Consider the following 12,779-nt stretch of genomic DNA (forward strand, 5'->3'; position numbering starts at 1 on the left):
CCTTCGGGCGGCGGGTTCGCGTCAAACCCGTATATGGGGTCGCCCGCCCGGTTGATGAAGCGGCCGGTCGCCTCAGGAGCGCGTGAGGAACCCGATCGGCTCGCGCGCCGGCTGCCCGAGCCAGAGCAGCACCGCGCCGAGGCCGAGGCCGAGCAGTGAGGCCGGCGCCAGGGTGAGCGGCAGCACCGCGAGGTTCCACAGCCACGGCGCCACGCCCTCGACCGTGGCCTGGAGCGCGCTCGCCTTGTCCTTGAACAGCGTGAACAGCAATTCGCTCAGCGGCGTGATCCGCAGGCCGTTGTTGGCGACCGAGCGGGCGCCGTCGTAGACCAGGGCCACGAAGCCGCCGGCCAGCAGCACGAAGCCGAGGAGGCGCAGGAGGAAACGGAACATCGTCGGGTCTCGGGAGCACGCGCGTCGGCCGGTCCGGAGGGCGTACGAGCCCCGCCCCCGCCGCGCAAGCGGTTGCCGCGCCCGCGCCCGCCGTGCCACAGGGGCGGCCCCGGCGACAGGAACCGACCACCCGTGACCATCCGCGTACAGGCCCCGGTGCCGCCGGCCCTCGTCATCTTCGATTGCGACGGCGTTCTGGTGGACAGCGAGCCCCTGAGCCTCGCCTGCCTCACCGCCGGGCTCAACCGCATCGGCGTCGCGATCGACGTCGAGACCGTGCGGGCGCGCTTCGCCGGCACCTCCATGGCCTCGATCATGGGCCACGTCGCGCGCGACTACGGCGTCACGGCGCCCGATGGGTTCGTCGCGGCGGTGAAGGCCGAGACCCTGGCGATCTTCGACGCGGAGCTGCGCGCCATGGCCGGGATCGCCGAGGCGGTGGCCGCCCTCTCGCTGCCGACCTGCGTCGCCTCGAGCAGCGATCCCGTGCGGCTGCGCCACTCGCTCGGCCTCACCGGCCTGCTGCCGCTGTTCGACGGGCGGATCTACTCGGCGGTCGAGGTCGCCCGCGGCAAGCCGTTTCCCGACCTGTTCCTGCACGCCGCCGCCCGGATGGGGGTCTCGCCCAACGCCTGCCTGGTGATCGAGGACAGCGTGCCCGGCGTCACCGCCGCGCGGGCGGCCGGGATGCGGGTGCTCGGCTTCACCGGCGGCGGCCATTGGGGCCACGACCGCGACGGGGCCGACCTGCTCGCGGCCGGGGCCGCGCGGGTCTATCGCGACCACCGCGACCTCGCCGCGAGCCTGGCGGCGATCGGCGCGCAGGGCTGAGGCAGGATCGGGCTGCCGCCCGGGACGGCGGCGCGGGTTTGTGCCCGAAAACTGCAAAAAAACGGAAACGGCTTCCTTTGACGCCGCGCCGGCAGATCTCCATCTTAGCGAGGTCGGGCGATGCCAAGCATCGCCGACCGCGGTGATTTGAGGAGCATCGCTTGCGCCGCGTCATCAAACGCTAAAGCACTGCCGGACGACGCCGTCCTGCGGTCCTTCAACGTCAGGAGGACTCCTACCGTGATCCGATACCCCTCGACCCCCGCTCTCCCCGTGCACGGCGCGCGTATGCGCCGGCCTCGTGGTTGCTGTCGCGGCTGACGTTCGCGCGCCGACAGACGATCCGACCGCCCAGCACCGCCGGCATCGCGACCGGCCCCGGGAGACATCCGTCATGCCACAGCTTCATCCGGCCGCGCAGGCCGCCCCGACGCACGACCTGTTCGCCGACCACCTGACCCAGCGCGCCCGCAACCGCCTGCACGCGGAGCCGCCGCCGACCCGGATCATCGAGGTGGGCGAGATCGCCGCCGGCATCGCCGTGCCCGAGCCCGGCGGGGTGCGCTTCTTCTCCTCGGCCCGTGCCTTCGACGAGCTCGACGGCACGGTGTTCCGCAGCACCGAGCAGGCCGCCCGCGCCGCCCGCGAGCGGTTCCGGGCCCGCACCCGGGTGTCGGGCGCCCGACCGGGCGGGGGCAGGCCGGCCGCGGTCTGAGGGGGGCTACCCTTCCTCCCCCCTTACTTGCACTCCTCGCGGGTGCGCTTCATCGCCTCGCCGAAACCGGCCAGCGCGTACTCGTCGCTGGTCGGCCGGCCGCGCATCGAGATGGTCTTGACCAGGAGCTTGGGCACCCGGCCGCTCATCTCGGAGACGACGCGGGCCTCCTCCGAGGGGTTCTGGAGCCAGGCGTTGCCGTCCTTCACCACGAGGCCGTAGCGGGCGCTGCCCAGGGTGATCGCCGGGTCGCTCGGGGCGGCGGCGGCGCCGGGCCTGGCCTGGGCGGCCGCGGGCTTGGACGGGAAGCCGAGCATCACCGCGATCTCATTCTGGACGTTCTCGCCCTTGCGCACGGTGACGAACAGGTAGGCGGTGTCGCGCTTGAGCGTCGCCGGAGAGCGGGTCTGCGGCTGGGCGATGGCGTAGCACAGGCGGGTCTTGCCCTGGCCGCTGGCGAACACGTTCCAGTCGCCGAAGATCGCCACCGGCGTCGCCTGCTGCATGCCGGGCGGCGTCGGCGCTTCCTTCGGCGTCCGCTCGCGGCCGCCCCGGCGGCGGCGGTGGGAGGCGGCGGCCGGCGCCTCCGCCTCCTGCGCCGAGGCCGCCGAGATCCCGAGCAGCCGCGCAACCGTCGGTGCGCTGCCGGCGGGCAGCAGGCACGTCAGCGCGAGCGCGCCGAGCGGGAGCAGGCAGAGGGCTGAACGCATCGTCACTTCCCGGTCGGCTGGCCGGCGCGCCGGGCGCGCCGAGGGCTCGGTCGGCGCGACACCGGCACCGGACGCGGGAGTCATGAAGCCTGCGCGCCGCTTCGGCAAGATGGGGTCTCGGGCCGCCCGGATCGGCGCCGCCCGGCGCCGTCAGCCGGCGTGGATCTCGGCGGCGGCGTTCTGGGCCGCCATCGCCGCGACCGGCAGAGCCGGCGCCTCGCCGAGGTCGATCCGCACCGGGGGTTGCGGCGCGGTCGGCGCGGGGGCCGGCTTGGGCTGGGGATCGTTGTAGGGCGTGTTGTAGCCCTTGCGCACGGCGGCCCAGTAGGCGTCGCGCGCGAGGCCGGAGCCGACGAGGGCCGCGTCGATCATCGCGGTGGCGGTGGCGGCGAGTGCCGGGGTCTCTTCCGGCTTCGTCCAACTCTCGACGGGCATGCTCGCGGTCTCCGATGCGCTTGCGCCGCTGTAGCAGGGCTTACCTAGCTAGACCGTGAACGCGCCAGGCGGCTTTCGGTTGCTGTGCACCATTTTCAGGCAGCCGGCTCCGCGAGCCGCGTGAGCCAGCCCTCGGCCTGCGCGCGGACGTTGGCCGGGGCGGTGCCGCCGAAGCTGACCCGGCTCGCCACCGAGTTCGCGACGCCCAGCACCGCGTAGACCGCCTGCGTGATCTGCGGCTCCGCCTCCTGCATCTCGGGCAGCGACAGTGCCTCCAGCCCGACGCCCTTGGCCGAGGCCATGCCGACGAGGCGGCCGGTGACGTGGTGCGCCTGGCGGAACGGCAGCCCGAGCTCGCGCACCAGCCAGTCGGCGAGGTCGGTCGCGGTGCTGTAGCCGGAGCCCGCGGCCCGCGCGAGGACCTCCGCGTTCGGCTCGAGGTCGCGGACCATGCCGGTCATCGCGGCCAGGCACAGCGACAGCGCCTGCAGCGCGTCGAAGGTGCCCTCCTTGTCCTCCTGCATGTCCTTCGAATAGGCCAGCGGCAGGCCCTTCATCACCGTGAGCAGGCCCATCAGCGCGCCGACGATGCGCCCGCTCTTGGCCCGCACCAGCTCCGCCGCGTCGGGGTTGCGCTTCTGCGGCATGATCGACGAGCCGGTGGTGTACCCGTCCGACAGCTTGACGAAGTCGAACTGCGCCGAGGTCCACACCACCAGCTCCTCGGCGAAGCGCGAGAGGTGGATCGCGCAGATCGAGGCGGCCGAGAGCGATTCGAGGGCGAAGTCGCGGTCGGCGACGGAATCGAGGGAGTTCGCCGTCGGGCGGTCGAAGCCCAGCGCCGCGGCCGTGGCGTGCCGGTCGATCGGGAACGAGGTGCCGGCGAGCGCGGCCGCGCCCAGCGGGCACTCGTTGAGCCGGGCGCGCGCATCGCGGAAACGGCCGCGGTCGCGCGCCAGCATCTCGACATAGGCGAGGCAATGGTGCCCGAAGGTGACCGGCTGGGCCGATTGCAGGTGGGTGAAGCCCGGCATCACCGTGCCGGCATGGGCCAGCGCCTTCTCCGCCAGCGCCCGCTGCAGCCCGGCGGCCTGCGCGTCGAGGTTGTCGAGGGTGTCGCGCACCCACAGCTTCATGTCGGTGGCGACCTGGTCGTTGCGCGAGCGCGCGGTGTGCAGGCGCCCGGCGGCCGGGCCGACGATCTCGGTCAGCCGGCTCTCGACCGACATGTGGATGTCCTCGAGCTCGCGCTTGAACACGAAGCCGCCGGACTCGATCTCCGCCTGCACGGCCTTGAGGCCGCCCTCGATGGCTGCCACATCGTCGGTCGGCAGGATGCCCTGGGCGCCCAGCATCGCGACATGCGCCAGCGAGCCGCGGATGTCCTGGGGGGCGAGGCGCTTGTCGAATCCGATGGAGGCGTTGATCTCCTCCATGATCTCGGCGGGGCCGCTCGCGAAGCGTCCGCCCCACATCCGGTTGCTCATGGTCTTCCCGATCCTTCCGCTCGCGCTCGAGCATTCCCCGTGATCCCGCGATCACGGGGAATGCGCCCGCCTCTCGTGTGGTCGCATTCTCTTCACGCGCGCCGGCATCCGCCGCGCTCGAAAATGCTCTGGGGTACGCAACGATGATGCCTGGACGATTGATGGGCGCCGCGATCGGCGCCGGCCTCGTCACCGCCTTGGCCGCCGGCCTCGCCCTATACGGGACCGGTGCGGGGCCCGGCAACGCCCCCGCGCCCTGTGCCGCCTCGGCCGCGGCGGTGGCCCGGGTCGACGCCGCCGCCCGCGGGGACGTCGCGGCGATGCAGGCGCCCGAGAAGGCCCGGCCGGCACCCGACATCGCGTTCAAGGGGCCGGGCAACGGAGGGAAGGACGGGGGAGGGGAGGCCGACCTGCGGCTCTCGGATTTCCGCGGCCGCCTCGTCCTCCTGAACCTGTGGGCGACGTGGTGCGCGCCGTGCAAGGCCGAGATGCCGGCCCTCGACCGGCTCGAGGCCGCGCTCGGCGGCAAGGATTTCGCGGTGGTCGCGATCAACCTCGACACGCGCAACCTCGACAGGCCGCCGGTCTGGATGCGGGACAACGGCATCGCGCGGCTGGCCTACTACGCCGATCCCGGCGGCCGCGTGCTGCCGGCGGTGCAGCGCGACACCGGCTCGCCCGGCCTGCCGACGACCCTGCTGGTCGACCCCGCCGGCTGCACCATCGGCGTGATGAAGGGGCCGGCCGAATGGTCGAGCCCGGACGGGCTCGCGCTGATCCGGGCGGCCCTCGGGCGCACGTCCTGAGCCCGCTTCGGAGCGCGGGCGCGCTGTCCATTGGACTTTAAGGCAAGGCGCGAAGCCGGGGGCCGGCGGATGATTTGCCGCGATGCCCGATTGCCTGAGGCCGGACCCTGCGCCATAGCTCGGCTATAGCCGAGGTTGGGCCATGATCTTCGTAACGGATGCAGCCGGAAAGGTGGTCTATCTCAGTGATGAATGGACTGTTCTGACCGGTCAGCAGATCGAAGACGTATCGCAACAGGGATGGAGCAAGGTCATCCATCCGGACGACCTCGCCGTCGTGCGGACCGTGGTCGCCGAGGCGAGCGTCGCCCGCAGCGAGTTCACCGTGCGCTATCGCCTGCTGTCGCCGGACGGGCGGGCGACCTGGGTCGTGGCCGGCGCGGTGCCGTCCTTCGGGCCGCCCGAGCGGACCTTCCTCGGCTTCTTCGGCTCCATCAGCCGGCTCGCGTCGCCGCCGCCCAAGAGCACGGCGACCGGGTCGCTCGGCCGCTTCACCCTGCCGTCGCCGGTGGCGGATTCCGAGCCGCGCTCGGTCTTGGAGCTGGTCGCCGACCACCTGATCACCGCGCACGCGCTGATCATGCAGGGCGGCGGCACCTGCGCGCTGGCCGCGGTCGAGGTCGCCCTGCACGAGGTCGGCCGCGAGCTCGTCCGGGCCTCCGCCACCGCGCAGGACGGCTCGAACCTGCATTAGAGCCTCGTCGCGCGCGGCGGATTCCGGCTCGCGTGAGGACGATGCGATCTCACGACAGGCCCTGACGGCGCGGCGTCGGTTCGGCGCGCCTCACGCCTCGGTGTCGGCGTCGAGGTCGCGCCCGCGGGTCTCGTGCATCATCCAGGCGGCGATCGTGCCGAGCACGCTGAACGCGACGAGGTAGTAGGCCGGCGCCAGCCGGTCGCCGGTGATCGCGATCAGCTTGTTGACGACGTAGTTCGTGCTGCCGCCGAAGATCGAGACCGAGAAGGCGTAGACGATCGAGAGCCCGGTGCTGCGCACCGCCCGCGGCAGCGATTCGGGGATCGCGACGATGATCGCCGCCGCGTTGATCGAGGACAGCGCCGACATTAGGAACGTCACCGCGTAGACCGAGGCCGCGGTCGGCGCCTGCGCCAGCCACCAGAAGGCCGGCACCGCCAGCACCACGATCGCGGCCCGCGGCCACACCAGCACCGGGCGCCGCCCGAACCGGTCGGCGAGCCAGCCGCCCAGCAGCGGGAACACCACCGAGGCGAGGCCGAGGGCGATCGGCACCGCCGTCGACACCGTCTCGGTGAGCCCGAGGGTGGCGTGCGCGTAGACCGGCATGTTGGTGCCGATGGCGTTCGAGACGGTCGAGGCGGCGATGACGACGAAGGTCAGGAGCAGCAGGCGCCCGTGCTCGCGCAGCAGCCGCACCACCACCGCGCCGGTGGAGGCGGCCGCCGCCGGATCCTCGCCCTCGCCCGCGGTCTCGGGCAGGTGGCTGCGGATCACGAGGCCGACCGGCACGACGCCGATGCCGAGCAGGAACATGACGCGCCAGCTCCAATCCGCCATCGCCGCCTCGCCGAGGACGATGGTGAGGCCCGTCGCGACGATGCCGGCGAACAGGGCGGCGCAGCCCTGGCTCGCGATCTGCCAGCTCGCCACAAAGCCGCGGTGCCTCGGGGGCGCCGCCTCCAGCAGGTAGGCGGTGGAGGGGCCGACCTCGCCGCCGAGCGCCAGCCCCTGGATCAGCCGCCCGACGATGACGATCACCTGCGCCCAGCCGCCGAGCGTCGCGTAGGACGGCGCCAGCGCCAGCATCAGCATGCCGACCGCCATCAGCGCGATGGTGATCAGCATGGCGGGCTTGCGCCCGGCCCGGTCGGCGAAGGCGCCGATCACGATGCCGCCGATCGGCCGCATCACGTAGCCGATGCCGAACAGGGCGAGCGAGGCGAGCAGGCTGTCGGTGGCGTTGTCGGACGGGAAGAACGCCGCGCCGATCGGCACGGCGAAGAAGGCGTAGAGCGTGAAGTCGTAGAACTCGAGCGCGTTGCCGAGGACCACGGCGCCGACAGCCTTGCGGTTCAGGGCCCGGTGGTCCGGTGTCGTCGTGGCGGTCATCGCGCGTCCTTGCGTCATCGGTGCCCGCATAGACGTCCCGAGCCCGGACCGCCACCGGCAGGGCTTGCCCGTGGGCGCAAACCCGGGCACCCCCGGCGCCATGACGAAGCCGCGCCCCCGTTCCGCGATCCGCGCCGCGCTCGCGAGCGAGGCGGCCGGCGGCCTCGTGCTGATGGCGGCCGCCGCCTGCGCCCTCGTCGTCGCCAATACCGGGCTCGCCGGGACCTACGCCCAGGCGCTGCACGCGCCGCTCGGCCCGTTGAGCATCCAGCACTGGATCAACGACGGCCTGATGGCGGTGTTCTTCCTGCTCGTCGGCCTGGAGATCAAGCGCGAGGCGCTGGACGGCGCGTTGCGGACCTGGCCCGATCGGGCGCTGCCCGGCATCGCGGCGCTCGGCGGGATGGTGGTGCCGGCCCTGGTCTACCTCGCCTTCAATGCCGGCGCCGGGACCGCGCGGGGCTGGGCGATCCCGGCGGCGACCGACATCGCCTTCGCGCTCGGCGTGCTGGCGCTGCTCGGCCGGCGGGCGCCGGTCTCGCTCAAGATCCTGCTCGGCGCGGTGGCGATCGTCGACGACCTCGGCGCCGTGCTGATCATCGCGCTGGCCTATACCGGCGGCCTCGACCCGACGATGCTCGGGCTCGCGGCCGTGGTGCTGGCGCTCCTCGTCGGCCTGAACCGCTCCGGCGTCGTCGCGCTCGCGCCCTACCTGCTGCTCGGCCTCGTGCTCTGGGTGCTGGTGCTGCGCTCGGGCGTCCACGCCACGGTGGCGGGCGTGCTGCTGGCGCTGACCATCCCGATCCGCGTGAGCCCGGGCCGGCCGGAGGACGCGACCTCGCCGCTGCACCGGCTGGAGCACGCGATCACGCCTTTCGTCGCCTTCGGGATCGTGCCGCTGTTCGGCTTCGCCAATGCCGGGGTGCCGCTGCGCGGCCTGTCGCCCACCGCCTTCCTCGACCCGGTGACGCTGGGCGTCGCGTTCGGGCTGTTCCTCGGCAAGCAGGCCGGCGTGTTCGCCGCCCTGCGCCTCGCGGTGGCGCTCGGCCTCGCGCGCCGGCCCGGCGGGGCGAGCTGGGTCCAGGTCTACGGCGTCGCCGTGCTGTGCGGCATCGGCTTCACCATGAGCCTGTTCATCGGCGCGCTCGCCTTCTCCGATGCCGCCCACGAGACGGAGGTGAAGCTCGGGGTGCTCGCCGGCTCCCTGCTCTCCGGCCTGGTCGGCGCCGCGATCCTCGGGCTCCCGTCCGCGCGGAGCCCCGCCCGGGCCTGAGCCGGGCCCGGCGAGCCGGCTGGCGAATCCTCGAAAACGCCCCTTGCCAGCGTGGGCCGGGCGGGTCTAGCCTCTCCTCATGGCGACGCGGCCCCGATGCGAGGCTCCGTCGCCGGAGCGAGACGAAGAGGAGGTCTGCCATGCATGCAAGCCCCACCCACGTCCATTCCGCCGACACCGGTGCCGGTGACCAGGACGATCCGCCGAGCGCCCATCGACAGGGATAGAGGTTTTCGGGAGGGTTTTAGGCGCCCGACCCCGCGGCCCCGAGCGCCGCGGGACGCACGCCGGACAGCACCCTCGAACCCGGGAACGTGGCCCCTGCCACCGGCCCGTCGGCGAAAGCCGGCGGGCTTTTCGTTCGTGCCTCCCGCGTGCCGCCACGGTGCGTAGCGCGCCGCCCGCGCGTCGTCCCGTGCTCCATGCCGATCGAATGCAAAATTACTTACGTATCCGCGCCGCGCCGCCCTTGCGCGCGGAAGCCGAAGCGGTAACGTCGGGCATCATTACAGGATCGGAGAATCACCGCGGAAGAAGAGCGACGGCTAACGATTCGGTCAACGCAGCACAGGATGGTCCCCATGTCCGAGACGATTCGCGTCAAGCCTACCCAGGACGGCACCTATACGGTCTATCGTGGGTCCACCGCCCTGATCTCCGGCCTCACGCGCCTCCAGGCCGAACGCTACGAGGCCAGCATCGGCGACCGCCGGCGTTCCGGGCTTCTCGCCGCCACCGCCTGAGCCGAACGTCAGCCCAGCGCGAGCGGGCCGAGATCCATCACGGTTCCGCCCGCTCCGATCCCGCGCTGCGCCGCCGAGACGACGTGGCGCCCCCCGCTCTCAGAGAACGCGTACAGGATGTAGGCTGCCCGCCGGGCGGCCTCCGACCCGTGCCCGCCGGCCTGCGCGCCGGGCCGCGCCGAGGCGGATGCGCCGCCGACCACCGGGATCGCCCGCCCGCCCGGCCCCGCCACGTGGGCGACGCTCGCCACGTGGTTGTGCCCGTGCAGGACGAGGTCGGCGCCGACGCGGCCGAGCATCGCGCTGAAGGCCGCGGCATCGCGCAGGTCGCGGCCCGGGCTCGCGCCGCCGGGATGGGGCGGGTGGTGGATCATCACGACGCGCGCCGGCCGCGACGGGTCGGTCGCCAGCGTGCGCAGGAGCGATTCGGCCGCCGCGATCTGGCGCGGCCCGAGCCGGCCGGTGGCGACGAACGGCACCGTCGGGATCGCGCTCGACAGGCCGACCAGAGCCAGCGGCCCGCGCCGGCGCAGATAGGGAAACGTGCCGCTGCCGCCGGCGTCGTCGGCGGTCCAGGCACCGCAGGCCGCGAGCAGGCCCTCGAGGGAGCCGCGCACGTAGGCGTCGTGGTTTCCCGGCACGAAGCTGACCGCCTCGGGCGTGCCGAGCGCCTCCAGGAAGATGCGCGCGGTGTCCCACTCGCTCGGCAGGCCGATGTTGCACAGGTCGCCGGTGCAGGCGACGTGGTCGGGCGCCTGCAGCCTCAGATCGGCGACGAGCGCACCGAGCACCTCCATGTCGTGGCTGCGCGAGCGCCCGCGGCGCCAGTTGGCGTAGCCCGTCGCGCGCTTGCCGAAGAGCTGGCGCAGGCGCGGCCGCGGCAGGGGGCCGACATGCGGGTCGGTGAGGTGGGCGAGGCGGAAGGACACGGGGGACCGCATCGCGGTTGAGGCCGGCCGCGTCAAGCGAGCCGGCGCGTGCCGCGCGCCGGCCGAGCCTCACGCCGCGCGACGATCAGGGTTCATGCCGCGCGACGATCAGGGTTCATGTGAAGGCGACCATCCCGACGCCGACGATCATCAAGGCCGCCCCGAGCACGCGCCACAGGCTGGCCGGATGGACCTCGAACCCGACCCAGCCGTAGTTGTCGAGCACGATCGAGGCGACGACGCCGACCGTCACGATGAGGCCGAGGAACGACGCGGCGCCGATCGCGGGCGCGGCGTAGAGCTGGGCCAGGATCAGCAGGACGCTGAGGCAGCCGCCGAGCCAGCCCCACCAGGGCACCGCGGCGACCTGCTCCCAGCTCGGCACGGCGAGCTTGCCGAATGCCAGGCCGCCCAGCAGCATGAAGGCCGTGCTGACGAAGAGGATGACTACGGCCGCCGTGACCGGCAGGCCGAAGCTCTTCGAGAGGGTCGCGTTCTGCCCGGGCTGGATCGCGTTCGCGAGGCCGGCGAGGACGGTCAGTCCGTAGAGATACCACATGACTCGGTATCGCGCGGCCGAACCGCCCAGTTTCCCGATTCGGATCGCCTGCGACGAAATGGTGGCGGCCGGCGCCCCGTCGGATCGGGCGACGCGCTCAGGCGCTGCCGATCAGCACCCCCACCGCCAGCACCAGCGCGCCGCCGAGCACGATCTGCAGCACCGCGCGGCCGAACGGGGTCGCCATGTAGCGGGTGCGGATCGCGGCGATGGCGAGCAGCTCGATCGCCACCACCAGCACCGCGAGGCCGGTCGCGAGCGCGAAGGCGTTCGGCCAGTGGCTCGGGATCGCGTAGGGCAGGGTGTGGCCGAGCCCGCCGAGCGCCGTCATCGCGCCGCAGACCAGGCCGCGCATCCACGGGCTCCCGCGCCCGGTGACGCGGCCGTCGTCCGAGAGCGCCTCGGTGAAGCCCATGCTGATCCCGGCCCCGAGCGAGGCCGCGAGCCCGACGAGGAAGGTCGCGCCGTTGCTGTGCGTGGCGAAGGCGGCGGCGAAGATCGGGGCCAGCGTCGAGACCGATCCGTCGATCAGCCCGGCGAGCCCCGGCTGGACGTAGGCGAGCACGAAGGCGCGGTGGGCGTCGTCGTGGGGTTGCGGGGTATGGGGGTCGACGACGAGGGTCGCGTCCATGATCGATATCCTATTTAGATCGATTCTAAGCTACACATTGGAATTGATCCAAACAACCCGTTTCGCGCGGTTTCGAGGTGTTTTTGGGCACGCCGCGCAGCGATCGGCCGCCCCGGGACGCCCGGTCTCGGTTGCGCGGGCCGAGGCGACGGGTCTAGACAGCCACCGGGCGGCGCAGGACGGCGCCGTCCCGCTGTCGCGTCCGAACTGCCCGACCCGTCGCCAGGCGCGGTCGGCGCCTTGCCGCCCTCCGGCCGTCGCGCCCCCGCGCAAGCCCGGCCGAGCCTCGGAAAGCGAGACATGAATCCCACGCCGACCGTTCCCGCCGTTCGCGTGCCGCAGCATTGCGCGGCCTCGCCCGGCGATCGCGGCCCGTCCGCACGGGGCCCGGTGCGCCGGGCTTCGGCACGATGAGCCTGGGCAAGCGCGTCATCCGCCATCCGGCCGTGCAGGGCGCCCTGGGACGGCTCGCGGCCGGCTACCTCACGCTCGTGCGCCGCACCAACCGCTTCACCGTCGAGCCCGCCGGCGCCGATCCCTGGCTCGACGGGATGTCGCCGTTCATCGCCGGGATGTGGCACGGCCAGCACATCATGGTGTCGTTCGCCGGGCGGCCGGTGGACCGGGTCGCGACGATCATCTCGAAGAATCCCGACGGCAACATCAACACCATCGCCCTGGAGCGGATGGGCGTGCGGGTGATCCGCGCCTCCGGCGCCCGCGGCCGCATGGTCAAGGACGCCAAGGCCAAGGGCGGCGCCGAGGGCTTGCGCGCGATGATCCGGGCCCTGAAGAACGGCGAGATCGTCGCCTTCTCGGCCGACGTTCCGAAGGTCTCGCGCCGGGCCGATGCCGGCATCCTCACCCTGGCGCGCTTCTCCGGCCGGCCGATCGTGCCGGTGGCGGTGGTGACGAGCCGCCACATCCGCTTCGGCAGCTGGGACCGCGCCTGCCTCGGGCTCCCGTTCGGCCGCGGCGCGGTGGTGTTCGGCGAGGCGGTCTTCGTGCCGCGCGATCCCGACCCGGAGACGTTCGAGGCCCTGCGCGCCCGCCTCGAGGCCGAGATGAACCGGGTCCACGACCGCGCCTACACCCTCGTCGGCCGCCTCGACCGGGTCGGGGACAACTGGCTCGGGGCCGCCGCGCCGCGCGCCGAGGCGGCATGAGGAGCCCGGCAT

At 73.0% G+C, this 12,779-nt stretch carries 14 protein-coding genes and 1 pseudogene; 7 read left to right on the top strand and 8 right to left on the bottom strand.

Translation table 11 applies throughout. The annotated features are described in order from the left end of the window. Window positions 1–72: 72 nt before the first annotated feature. Window positions 73–393 carry a PetM family of cytochrome b6f complex subunit 7 gene (locus tag ACFZ8E_RS01825; protein ID WP_147728517.1) on the bottom strand — a complete coding sequence of 107 codons (321 nt, stop codon included), beginning with the start codon at window positions 391–393 and terminating at the stop codon, window positions 73–75. A 132-nt stretch (window positions 394–525) separates the two neighbouring features. Between ACFZ8E_RS01825 and ACFZ8E_RS01830 the strand changes: the two genes are divergently transcribed. Together ACFZ8E_RS01830 and ACFZ8E_RS01835 are read left to right on the top strand one after the other, a co-directional pair. Further along, the gene (locus tag ACFZ8E_RS01830) at window positions 526–1,224 is read left to right on the top strand and encodes an HAD family hydrolase (protein WP_405041841.1); all 699 of its coding nucleotides are present in this window, start codon (window positions 526–528) and stop codon (window positions 1,222–1,224) included. Window positions 1,225–1,618: 394 nt separating this feature from the next. After that, on the top strand, window positions 1,619–1,939 hold the full coding sequence (locus ACFZ8E_RS01835; RefSeq protein WP_243937044.1) for a hypothetical protein: 321 nt from the start codon (window positions 1,619–1,621) through the stop codon (window positions 1,937–1,939). A gap of 23 nt (window positions 1,940–1,962) precedes the next feature. On the opposite strand, the gene ACFZ8E_RS01840 is transcribed toward ACFZ8E_RS01835, so the two are convergent. The 3 genes from ACFZ8E_RS01840 to argH form a co-directional block, all read right to left on the bottom strand. After that, window positions 1,963–2,649 carry an invasion associated locus b family protein gene (locus tag ACFZ8E_RS01840; RefSeq protein WP_187274900.1) on the bottom strand — a complete coding sequence of 229 codons (687 nt, stop codon included), beginning with the start codon at window positions 2,647–2,649 and terminating at the stop codon, window positions 1,963–1,965. Window positions 2,650–2,799: 150 nt separating this feature from the next. After that, complete coding sequence (locus ACFZ8E_RS01845; RefSeq protein ID WP_147729634.1) at window positions 2,800–3,084, bottom strand: hypothetical protein; 285 nt, start codon at window positions 3,082–3,084, stop codon at window positions 2,800–2,802. A gap of 95 nt (window positions 3,085–3,179) precedes the next feature. Then, on the bottom strand, window positions 3,180–4,571 hold the full coding sequence (gene argH, locus ACFZ8E_RS01850) for an argininosuccinate lyase (protein WP_244030021.1): 1,392 nt from the start codon (window positions 4,569–4,571) through the stop codon (window positions 3,180–3,182). Window positions 4,572–4,717: 146 nt separating this feature from the next. Here argH and ACFZ8E_RS01855 point away from each other — a divergent pair, with 146 nt between their 5' ends. Together ACFZ8E_RS01855 and ACFZ8E_RS01860 are read left to right on the top strand one after the other, a co-directional pair. After that, window positions 4,718–5,377 carry a TlpA disulfide reductase family protein gene (locus tag ACFZ8E_RS01855; protein WP_405044308.1) on the top strand — a complete coding sequence of 220 codons (660 nt, stop codon included), beginning with the start codon at window positions 4,718–4,720 and terminating at the stop codon, window positions 5,375–5,377. A gap of 142 nt (window positions 5,378–5,519) precedes the next feature. Further along, window positions 5,520–6,071, top strand: a complete 552-nt coding sequence (locus tag ACFZ8E_RS01860; RefSeq protein WP_147844284.1) for a PAS domain-containing protein — start codon at window positions 5,520–5,522, stop codon at window positions 6,069–6,071. A gap of 90 nt (window positions 6,072–6,161) precedes the next feature. Here the strand turns inward: ACFZ8E_RS01860 and ACFZ8E_RS01865 are convergent, their stop codons facing one another. Then, window positions 6,162–7,466 carry an MFS transporter gene (locus ACFZ8E_RS01865; protein WP_405041842.1) on the bottom strand — a complete coding sequence of 435 codons (1,305 nt, stop codon included), beginning with the start codon at window positions 7,464–7,466 and terminating at the stop codon, window positions 6,162–6,164. Between the two features lie 100 nt (window positions 7,467–7,566). Here ACFZ8E_RS01865 and nhaA point away from each other — a divergent pair, with 100 nt between their 5' ends. Both nhaA and ACFZ8E_RS01875 read left to right on the top strand, forming a co-directional pair. Beyond that, window positions 7,567–8,739: a Na+/H+ antiporter NhaA gene (gene nhaA, locus ACFZ8E_RS01870; RefSeq protein ID WP_405041843.1), complete on the top strand. Its 1,173-nt coding sequence runs from the start codon at window positions 7,567–7,569 to the stop codon at window positions 8,737–8,739. Between the two features lie 581 nt (window positions 8,740–9,320). After that, a complete protein-coding gene (locus tag ACFZ8E_RS01875; RefSeq protein WP_187274899.1) occupies window positions 9,321–9,482 on the top strand; it encodes a hypothetical protein in 162 nt (53 codons plus the stop codon). Window positions 9,483–9,490: 8 nt separating this feature from the next. Here the strand turns inward: ACFZ8E_RS01875 and ACFZ8E_RS01880 are convergent, their stop codons facing one another. The 3 genes and pseudogenes from ACFZ8E_RS01880 to ACFZ8E_RS01890 form a co-directional block, all read right to left on the bottom strand. Next, window positions 9,491–10,423: a metallophosphoesterase gene (locus tag ACFZ8E_RS01880; RefSeq protein ID WP_243938337.1), complete on the bottom strand. Its 933-nt coding sequence runs from the start codon at window positions 10,421–10,423 to the stop codon at window positions 9,491–9,493. A 103-nt stretch (window positions 10,424–10,526) separates the two neighbouring features. Then, window positions 10,527–10,970 (bottom strand): DMT family transporter, encoded by a 444-nt coding sequence (locus ACFZ8E_RS01885; protein ID WP_243951647.1) that lies wholly within the window; start codon window positions 10,968–10,970, stop codon window positions 10,527–10,529. A 97-nt stretch (window positions 10,971–11,067) separates the two neighbouring features. After that, window positions 11,068–11,547 (bottom strand): annotated as a pseudogene (locus tag ACFZ8E_RS01890) (VIT family protein); the annotation flags it as partial. 464 nt (window positions 11,548–12,011) lie between these two features. On the opposite strand from ACFZ8E_RS01890, the gene ACFZ8E_RS01895 reads away from it, so the two are divergent. After that, window positions 12,012–12,767: a lysophospholipid acyltransferase family protein gene (locus ACFZ8E_RS01895; protein WP_243938339.1), complete on the top strand. Its 756-nt coding sequence runs from the start codon at window positions 12,012–12,014 to the stop codon at window positions 12,765–12,767. Window positions 12,768–12,779 lie beyond the last annotated feature (12 nt).

This window comes from Methylobacterium sp. HMF5984, from assembly GCF_045033435.1.
Classification (GTDB): Bacteria; Pseudomonadota; Alphaproteobacteria; order Rhizobiales; family Beijerinckiaceae; genus Methylobacterium.

Bases quoted from the DNA above. Each gene is read 5' to 3' on its own strand.
- ACFZ8E_RS01865 (WP_405041842.1), bottom strand. From the start codon at position 7,466: ATGACCGCCACGACGACACCGGACCACCGGGCCCTGAACCGCAAGGCT.
- ACFZ8E_RS01855 (WP_405044308.1), top strand. From the start codon at position 4,718: ATGCCTGGACGATTGATGGGCGCCGCGATCGGCGCCGGCCTCGTCACC.
- ACFZ8E_RS01825 (WP_147728517.1), bottom strand. From the start codon at position 393: ATGTTCCGTTTCCTCCTGCGCCTCCTCGGCTTCGTGCTGCTGGCCGGC.
- ACFZ8E_RS01835 (WP_243937044.1), top strand. From the start codon at position 1,619: ATGCCACAGCTTCATCCGGCCGCGCAGGCCGCCCCGACGCACGACCTG.
- ACFZ8E_RS01875 (WP_187274899.1), top strand. From the start codon at position 9,321: ATGTCCGAGACGATTCGCGTCAAGCCTACCCAGGACGGCACCTATACG.
- nhaA (WP_405041843.1), top strand. From the start codon at position 7,567: ATGACGAAGCCGCGCCCCCGTTCCGCGATCCGCGCCGCGCTCGCGAGC.
- ACFZ8E_RS01885 (WP_243951647.1), bottom strand. From the start codon at position 10,970: ATGTGGTATCTCTACGGACTGACCGTCCTCGCCGGCCTCGCGAACGCG.
- ACFZ8E_RS01845 (WP_147729634.1), bottom strand. From the start codon at position 3,084: ATGCCCGTCGAGAGTTGGACGAAGCCGGAAGAGACCCCGGCACTCGCC.
- ACFZ8E_RS01880 (WP_243938337.1), bottom strand. From the start codon at position 10,423: ATGCGGTCCCCCGTGTCCTTCCGCCTCGCCCACCTCACCGACCCGCAT.
- ACFZ8E_RS01895 (WP_243938339.1), top strand. From the start codon at position 12,012: ATGAGCCTGGGCAAGCGCGTCATCCGCCATCCGGCCGTGCAGGGCGCC.
- argH (WP_244030021.1), bottom strand. From the start codon at position 4,571: ATGAGCAACCGGATGTGGGGCGGACGCTTCGCGAGCGGCCCCGCCGAG.
- ACFZ8E_RS01860 (WP_147844284.1), top strand. From the start codon at position 5,520: ATGATCTTCGTAACGGATGCAGCCGGAAAGGTGGTCTATCTCAGTGAT.
- ACFZ8E_RS01840 (WP_187274900.1), bottom strand. From the start codon at position 2,649: ATGCGTTCAGCCCTCTGCCTGCTCCCGCTCGGCGCGCTCGCGCTGACG.